The sequence below is a fragment of the Massilimicrobiota sp. SW1139 genome, assembly GCF_012027715.1.
GTDB lineage: Bacteria > Bacillota_I > Bacilli_A > Erysipelotrichales > Coprobacillaceae > Allocoprobacillus > Allocoprobacillus merdigallinarum.
On record NZ_SJOR01000037.1, the window covers coordinates 1 to 4,881 of the forward strand.

A 4,881-nucleotide genomic window follows, 5' to 3' on the forward strand; every position below is an offset into this window, starting at 1 on the left:
AGGGAATAGAATGACTATTCCCTCACATGGACTGGCAGCGTGCTATTTTCGCAGTTGCCTACTATCTTCGCCGCTGTGATGCTTAACTTCTGTGTTCGGCATGGGTACAGGTGTTTCCATCACGCCTTCACCACCAGATCCCTTCGAGCACGAACGCTCAAAACTGAACAGCCTCTCTCTTCCACTTCGGCTAAGCCCTCGGTCTATTAGTATCATTCAGCTCAGCATGTCACCATGCTTGCACCCATGACCTATCTACCTCCTCGTCTTGGAGGAACCTTACTTCCGAAGAATGGGAAGTCTCATCTTGGAGGGGGCTTCACGCTTAGATGCCTTCAGCGTTTATCCCTTCCGGACTTGGCTACCCAGCTGTGCCACTGGCGTGACAACTGGTGCACCATCGGTCCGTCCACCCCGGTCCTCTCGTACTGAGGGCAGCTCTCCTCAAACTTCCTGCGCCCACGACAGATAGGGACCGAACTGTCTCACGACGTTCTGAACCCAGCTCGCGTACCGCTTTAATGGGCGAACAGCCCAACCCTTGGAACCGACTTCAGCTCCAGGATGCGATGAGCCGACATCGAGGTGCCAAACCTCCCCGTCGATGTGAACTCTTGGGGGAGATCAGCCTGTTATCCCCAGGGTAGCTTTTATCCGTTGAGCGACGGCCCTTCCATTCGGTGCCGCCGGATCACTAAGCCCGACTTTCGTCCCTGCTCGACTTGTCTGTCTCGCAGTCAAACACCCTTTTGCCTTTGCACTCTGCGCATGGTTTCCATCCATGCTGAGGGTATCTTTGGGCGCCTCCGTTACTCTTTGGGAGGCGACCGCCCCAGTCAAACTGCCCACCTGACACTGTCCCGTCGACAGCTCCATGTCGTCCGGTTAGAACTCCAATGCATCAAGGGTAGTATCCCAACGTCGGCTCCTCGAATACTGGCGTATCCGTATCTTTGCCTCCTACCTATCCTGTACATCATGCATCAGAGTCCAATATCAAGCTACAGTAAAGCTCCATGGGGTCTTTCCGTCTAGTCGCGGGTAACCTGCATCTTCACAGGTACTAAGACTTCACCGAGTCTACAGCCGAGACAGCGCCCAAATCGTTACGCCTTTCGTGCGGGTCAGAACTTACCTGACAAGGAATTTCGCTACCTTAGGACCGTTATAGTTACGGCCGCCGTTTACTGGGGCTTCGGTTCATGGCTTCGCCTATGCTGACCACTCCCCTTAACCTTCCAGCACCGGGCAGGCGTCACCCCCTATACTTCGACTTGCGTCTTCGCAGAGAGCTGTGTTTTTGGTAAACAGTCGCTTGGGCCGTTTCACTGCGGCTCAGCTTCCACTGAGCACTCCTTCTCCCTAAGTTACGGAGTCATTTTGCAGAGTTCCTTAGCTATAGTTCTCTCGCTCACCTTAGGATTCTCTCCTCACCCATGTGTGTCCATTTTCGGTACGGGCTGTCTGCAGTTTTGCTAGAAGCTTTTCTTGGAAGCCGGCTTTGGCCTCTTCTGTACTTATCGCAATGTTCCATCCGCGTCACGCCTTCGGGTTATGCCATCCGGATTTGCCTGGATGACCCCTACCTCGCTTGCTCCAGCTCTTCCAGCCGCTGGTTGGCCTAGCCGTCTCCGTCACTCCTTCACCCACAGCCAGGTACGGGAATCTCTACCCGTTGTCCATCGGCTACGCCTCTCGGCCTCGCCTTAGGTCCCGACTTACCCAGAGCGGACGAACCTTCCTCTGGAAACCTTGGGTCTTCGGTGCGTGGGATTCTCACCCACGTGCCGCTACTCACACCGGCATTCTCTCTTCCACACGCTCCAGATGTCCTTTCGATCATCCTTCCTCGCTGTCTGGAACGCTCCCCTACCACTTACTTTCGTAAATCCATAGCTTCGGTATCATGCTTAGCCCCGGTAAATTTTCGGCGCAGAGTCATTCGACCAGTGAGCTGTTACGCACTCTTTCAAGGATGGCTGCTTCTGAGCCAACCTCCTGGTTGTCTGTACATCTCCACATCCTTTTCCACTTAGCATGTATTTGGGGACCTTAGCTGATGGTCTGGGCTGTTTCCCTCTTGACCATGGACCTTATCACCCATGGTCTGACTGCCGCTCATCGTCTCCATGACATTCGGAGTTTGATTATGCTCAGTACCTCGGGATGAGGCCATCACATATTCAGTGCTCTACCTTCATGGCACTTCCTGCGACGCTAGCCCTAAAGCTATTTCGGGGAGAACCAGCTATCTCCGGGTTCGTTTGGAATTTCACCCCTAGCCACAATTCATCCGCCAACGTTTCAACGGGGGTCGGTTCGGTCCTCCATCGGGTCTTACCCCGACTTCAACCTGATCATGGCTAGATCACCCGGTTTCGGGTCTATGACATGCAACTTTCGCCCTCTTAAGACTCGCTTTCGCTTCGGCTCCGCATCTCCTGCTTAACCTCGCTCCATATCATAACTCGCCGGCTCATTCTACAAAAGGCACGCCATCACCCTTTAACGGGCTCTGACTTCTTGTAAGCATATGGTTTCAGGTTCTATTTCACTCCCCTCCCGGGGTTCTTTTCACCTTTCCCTCACGGTACTGGTTCACTATCGCTCACCAGGGAGTATTTAGCCTTTCGAGATGGTCCTCGATCCTTCCGTCAGGATTCCTCGTGCCCCGACGTACTCAGGGTCTGCCTCGCCCTGCTTCACGACTTCGGATACGGGAGTTTCACCCTCTTCGCTGCGCCTTCCCCTGCGCTTCTCCTGTCATGTCGCATCGACTTTCTCGGCAGCCCTATAACCCCATCATCTGATGGTTTGGGCTCCTCCGCTTTCGCTCGCCACTACTTACGGAATCGTTTTTACTTTCTTCTCCTGCAGGTACTGAGATGTTTCAGTTCCCTGCGTATTGCCTCGCTTGCGCGATGCCACCCTCGTGGATGGCGGGTTCCCCCATTCGGATATCGACGGGTCGTTGCCTGCTTACTGCTCGCCGTCGCGTTTCGCCGTTTGCTGCGTCCTTCTTCGCCTCCTGGTGTCTAGGCATCCACCATACGCTCTTCTTCGCTTAACCTAAAGTGTTCTTTCTGTGCTTTCTTAGTTTGCAACTAGATGATTTCGACCTTCTTCTTCTTTGATCTCTTCATCTTCCTTCGCTTTCTTGTAGAAAGTTTGCTGTTCAGTTTTCAATGTTCCTGCCTTGAATGCAATCCCTTCAGACCACACTCAAAACCAAACAGTATCCACATCTTCTCTCTTCTCCCTAGAAAGGAGGTGATCCATCCCCACGTTCCCGTAGGGATACCTTGTTACGACTTCACCCCAATCATCAGTCCCACCTTAGACAGCTCCCTCCTTGCGGTTGGGCCACCGGCTTCGGGTGTTACCAACTCTCATGGTGTGACGGGCGGTGTGTACAAGGCCCGAGAACGTATTCACCGCGACATGCTGATTCGCGATTACTAGCGATTCCAGCTTCGTGCAGTCGAGTTGCAGACTGCAGTCCGAACTGTGAACGGGTTTCTGGGTTTCGCTCCACCTCGCGGCTTCGCCTCCCTCTGATCCGTCCATTGTAGCACGTGTGTAGCCCAGGTCATAAGGGGCATGATGATTTGACGTCATCCCCGCCTTCCTCCTCCTTGCAGAGGCAGTCTCGCCAGAGTCCCCAACCTAATGCTGGCAACTGGCAACAGGGGTTGCGCTCGTTGCGGGACTTAACCCAACATCTCACGACACGAGCTGACGACAACCATGCACCACCTGTGTGAGATATACCTATCTCTCTGTCTCCAGAGCCTTTATCTCCATGTCAAGACCTGGTAAGGTTCTTCGCGTTGCTTCGAATTAAACCACATGCTCCACCGCTTGTGCGGGCCCCCGTCAATTCCTTTGAGTTTCATTCTTGCGAACGTACTACTCAGGCGGAGTGCTTATTGCGTTAACTGCAGCACTGAGGTCTGACCCCCAACACTTAGCACTCATCGTTTACGGCGTGGACTACTAGGGTATCTAATCCTATTTGCTCCCCACGCTTTCGGGACTGAGCGTCAGCTGCACCCCAGACCGCCGCCTTCGCCACTGGTGTTCCTCCATATATCTACGCATTTCACCGCTACACATGGAATTCCGCGATCCTCTGATGCTCTCTAGCTGTGCGGTTTCCACGGCTTACCGAAGTTTAGCTTCGGGCTTTCACCGCAGACCTGCACTGCCGCCTGCTCCCTCTTTACGCCCAATGATTCCGGATAACGCTCGCCACCTACGTATTACCGCGGCTGCTGGCACGTAGTTAGCCGTGGCTTCCTCATAAAGTACCGTCACTCGCCTGTCATTCCCTACAGGCGCCGTTCTTCCTTTATAACAGAAGTTTACATCACGAATGACTTCTTCCTTCACGCGGCGTTGCTCGGTCAGGCTTTCGCCCATTGCCGAAAATTCCCTACTGCTGCCTCCCGTAGGAGTCTGGGCCGTGTCTCAGTCCCAGTGTGGCCGTCCACCCTCTCAGGCCGGCTACGCATCGTCGCCCTGGTGAGCCTCTACCTCACCAGCTAGCTAATGCGTCATAAGCCCATCCCTGTGCTATCCCGTGGGATATTTAACATACTCGACATGCGTCATGTATGCCTATGCGGTCTTAGCTGCCGTTTCCAGCAGTTATCCCCCTCACAGGGGCAGGTTGCTTATGTCTTACTCACCCGTTCGCCACTCAATGCCGAAGCATTGCGTCCGACTTGCATGTATTAGGCACGCCGCCAGCGTTCATCCTGAGCCAGGATCAAACTCTCCATTGTCCTTTTCTATCTTCAGACAATTTCATGTCTTCTTGACTCTTTCTTTTTTCCTATCTTTATTGACGTGTTTACTGTTCAGTTTTCAATGTCCCTG

General features: G+C 53.6%; 1 protein-coding gene and 3 rRNA genes. All 4 read right to left on the reverse strand.

Annotation, left to right across the window (positions count from 1 at the left end):
* Positions 1-29: 29 nt before the first annotated feature.
* Positions 30-138: ribosomal RNA gene (gene rrf, locus E0K96_RS11905) — 5S ribosomal RNA — on the reverse strand.
* 48 nt (positions 139-186) lie between these two features.
* Positions 187-3,070, reverse strand: a 23S ribosomal RNA gene (locus E0K96_RS11910).
* A gap of 23 nt (positions 3,071-3,093) precedes the next feature.
* Entirely contained in the window at positions 3,094-3,222 is a 129-nt protein-coding gene (locus E0K96_RS12275) for a hypothetical protein (RefSeq protein WP_255456890.1), read from the reverse strand.
* Positions 3,223-3,263: 41 nt separating this feature from the next.
* Positions 3,264-4,787, reverse strand: a 16S ribosomal RNA gene (locus E0K96_RS11915).
* Together the 16S, 23S and 5S rRNA genes form the textbook arrangement of a ribosomal RNA operon.
* Between the last annotated feature and the right edge of the window lie 94 nt (positions 4,788-4,881).